This window comes from Pseudomonas sp. 34 E 7, from assembly GCF_900005715.1.
Lineage (GTDB): Bacteria > Pseudomonadota > Gammaproteobacteria > Pseudomonadales > Pseudomonadaceae > Aquipseudomonas > Aquipseudomonas orientalis_A.
This window is the reverse complement of record NZ_CVTX01000078.1, coordinates 1-3,063: the sequence shown is the minus strand read 5'-3', so window position 1 is coordinate 3,063 and position 3,063 is coordinate 1. Positions and strand designations below refer to the sequence as shown.

Below are 3,063 nucleotides of genomic sequence, written 5' to 3'. Positions count from 1 at the left end.
GGTCGATAAGGCCAAGCCGCCGGCCTTCGACCCTGCAGCCGACCCGCTGGACGCGATGCCTGCCGTGCGCCTGGCAATGGAGCAGGGCGGTCATGTGTCGGCCGGCAGCCAGGCAACCCAGAAAGCCGCGCCAGCCACGGTCCAGGATCAACCGACCGCCGCGCAGAATTTTGCCGCCGGCCTGGCCACGATGGTCGATCAACAAGCCACCAAGGACAGCACCCATAACGGCGGCGACAAGGCCTTTGGCGCACTGATCGATGACGGCCTCAAGGACCTCAAGCGTGCCGACAGCGACACCCGCGTGGATGACTTCGCCAACCGCCTGGCCGCGCTGACCCAGGCCGCCACGCCGAAAACCGCCAACGCCTTGCCACCGGTGATCAACGCCCCGCTGGCCATGCACCAGAGCGGCTGGACCGAAGAAGTGGTCAACCGCGTGATGTACCTCTCCAGCGCGAGCCTCAAGTCGGCCGAAATCCAATTGCAGCCGGCCGAACTGGGGCGCCTGGATATCAAGGTCAGCATGACGCCCGACCAGCAGGCCCAGGTCAGTTTCATGAGTGGCCATGCCGTGGTGCGTGAAGCGCTGGAAAGCCAGTCCGGCCGCTTGCGCGAGATGTTCGCCCAGCAGGGCATGGGGCAGGTGGATGTGAACGTGTCCGACCAGTCCCGGGGGCAGGAGCAGCAGCAACAGCAAAACCAGGCGCGGGGTGTGAGCAGTGGCGGCCGGCGAGGTGATAGCGCTGACACCGGCAGTCACGTTGACGTGGCTGAAGCGGTCAAGCCCGTGACCTCCACTGTGATCGGCTCCAGCGCCGTCGACTATTACGCCTGACCCAAGTCAAATAGAGATCCAAGTGTGGGAGGGGGCTTGCCCCCGATTGCGGTGTATCAGCGACAGATTTGTTGACTGACACACTGCTATCGGGGGCAAGCCCCCTCCCACATTTGATTTGTGTTGCCCTGGCGCCAGACAACTCTGGCATAACACTTGCTCTTGCCTATCCGTATATCTATGAATTCCCGAATAGTGACGGATTATTGGCATGGCGAACAGCGACGACGCAGCAACTCCCCCGGCAGGCAAAGGCAAAGGCAAGCTCAAGCTGATCCTGCTGATTGTGCTGGGCCTGCTCCTGGCCATTGGCGCCTCGATTGGCGGCACTTGGTACATCATGCACAGCAACGCAAGCAAACCTGCGCCTGCCGCCGAAACCGCCACTAACGTCAAGCAACCGGCAATCTTCGAACCGATGCTGCCGGCCTTTGTCGCCAACTACAATCAGAACGGTCGCCAACGCTACTTGCAGGTGAGCATCACCTTGCTGGCGCGCAACCAGGCGGACCTGGACGCGCTCAAAGTGCACATGCCGGTGATCCGCAACAACCTGGTGATGCTGTTCTCGGGCCAGAGCTTCGACAGCCTGGCCACCCCGGTGGGCCAGGAAATGCTGCGCCAGAAGGTCACTGCCAGCGTGCAGGAAGTGGCCCAGAAAGAGCTCGGCAAAGTCGTGATAGAGCAGGCGCTCTTCACTAACTTCGTATTGCAGTAGGATCACGACATGGCCGTGCAAGACCTGCTGTCCCAGGATGAAATCGACGCGCTGTTGCATGGCGTGGACGATGGTCTGGTGCAGACCGAAATGGCTGCCGAGCCCGGCAGTGTCAAAAGTTATGACCTGACCAGCCAGGATCGCATCGTCCGTGGACGCATGCCGACCCTGGAAATGATCAACGAACGTTTCGCCCGTTACACCCGCATCAGCATGTTCAACATGCTGCGCCGCTCGGCGGACGTCGCCGTGGGTGGCGTGCAGGTGATGAAGTTTGGTGAATACGTGCACTCGCTGTACGTGCCCACCAGCCTCAACCTGGTCAAGATCAAGCCGTTGCGCGGCACCGCGCTATTCATCCTTGACGCCAAGCTGGTGTTCAAGCTGGTGGACAACTTCTTCGGCGGCGACGGCCGTCACGCCAAGATCGAAGGCCGTGAGTTCACGCCCACCGAACTGCGCGTGGTGCGCATGGTGCTGGAGCAGGCTTTCATCGACTTGAAGGAAGCGTGGCAGGCGGTCATGGAAGTCAATTTCGAGTACATCAACTCGGAAGTGAACCCGGCCATGGCCAACATCGTCGGGCCGAGCGAAGCCATTGTGGTGTCCACGTTCCACATCGAACTCGATGGCGGCGGCGGCGACCTGCACGTGACCATGCCGTACTCGATGATCGAGCCGGTGCGCGAAATGCTCGACGCCGGTTTCCAGTCCGACCTCGACGACCAGGACGAGCGCTGGGTCAAGGCCCTGCGCGAAGACCTGCTGGACGTCGACGTGCCCCTGAGCGCCACTGTGGCCCGTCGCCAGCTACGCCTGCGCGACATTCTGCACATGCAGCCGGGGGACGTGATCCCCGTCGAATTGCCGGAAGAACTGATCATGCGCGCCAACGGTGTGCCGTCGTTCAAGGTCAAGCTCGGCTCTCACAAAGGCAACCTGGCGTTGCAAGTGATCGAACCGATCAACCGCCGCTGATCAACATTCATTTTTGCTACGCCGAGGACATGTAATGGCTACCGAACACGAAAACACTTCCGCCGAAGACCAGGCCCTGGCTGACGAGTGGGCTGCGGCCCTGGAAGAAACCGGCGATGTCGGCCAGGACGACATCGATGCGCTGCTGGCCGCCGACGCCGCGTCCGCACCGGCCGGCAAGCGCCTGCCGATGGAAGAATTCGGCAGCGTGCCGAAAAACAACGACCCGGTGACCCTCGACGGTCCCAACCTGGATGTGATCCTGGACATTCCAGTGTCGATTTCCATGGAAGTGGGCAGCACCGAAATCAACATCCGCAACCTGCTGCAGCTCAACCAGGGCTCGGTGATCGAGCTGGACCGCCTGGCCGGCGAACCGCTGGACGTGCTGGTCAACGGCACGCTGATCGCCCATGGCGAGGTGGTGGTGGTCAACGAGAAGTTCGGCATTCGCCTGACGGACGTGATCAGCCCGAGCGAACGCATCAAGAAGTTGCGCTGAAATGAAGTACTCGATGGCGGGACTGTG

Annotated in this window: 4 protein-coding genes; all 4 read left to right on the top strand. The window is 61.6% G+C overall.

What is annotated here, in order from left to right; translation table 11 throughout:
* Positions 1-838: flagellar hook-length control protein FliK (locus tag BFP96_RS03820; RefSeq protein WP_170875975.1), on the top strand; the 838-nt coding region annotated here is incomplete at its 5' end.
* Positions 839-1,049: 211 nt separating this feature from the next.
* The gene (fliL, locus tag BFP96_RS03815; protein ID WP_065935617.1) at positions 1,050-1,556 is read left to right on the top strand and encodes a flagellar basal body-associated protein FliL; all 507 of its coding nucleotides are present in this window, start codon (positions 1,050-1,052) and stop codon (positions 1,554-1,556) included.
* A gap of 9 nt (positions 1,557-1,565) precedes the next feature.
* Positions 1,566-2,534, top strand: a complete 969-nt coding sequence (gene fliM / locus BFP96_RS03810) for a flagellar motor switch protein FliM (RefSeq protein ID WP_065884557.1) — start codon at positions 1,566-1,568, stop codon at positions 2,532-2,534.
* Between the two features lie 34 nt (positions 2,535-2,568).
* A complete protein-coding gene (fliN, locus tag BFP96_RS03805; RefSeq protein ID WP_053257298.1) occupies positions 2,569-3,036 on the top strand; it encodes a flagellar motor switch protein FliN in 468 nt (155 codons plus the stop codon).
* Positions 3,037-3,063 lie beyond the last annotated feature (27 nt).